At 64.4% G+C, this 261-nt stretch carries 1 protein-coding gene; it reads left to right on the forward strand.

Annotated elements, in window-relative coordinates:
• Window positions 1–9: 9 nt before the first annotated feature.
• On the forward strand, window positions 10–261 hold a 252-nt coding region (locus KVT36_RS33340; RefSeq protein WP_368670060.1), incomplete at its 3' end, for a DUF418 domain-containing protein.

Genomic DNA, 261 nt, shown 5'->3' on the forward strand with positions numbered 1-261 from the left:
CGACCACTCGTGCTTGCGGGACAGGTTGCGCTCAGCCTGTACGTCCTTCACCTCGTCGTACTCGCCATCGTGCGCCCTGAGAGCGGATTCACGTTCTCCCAAGGCGTTGTCGTCTCCGTGATCCTCGTGGGAGTCAGCCTGCTCACAGCGGTCGTGTGGCGCCGGCGCTTCACTGTCGGGCCTCTCGAATGGGTGATGCGCGCGCGGTGGCTCGGACTGCGACGGTGGCCAAGACTTCCGACGTGTCTCATTGCGGAATGG

Source organism: Chitinophaga sp. GbtcB8 (assembly GCF_019091455.1).
Classification (GTDB): Bacteria; Bacteroidota; Bacteroidia; order Chitinophagales; family Chitinophagaceae; genus Chitinophaga.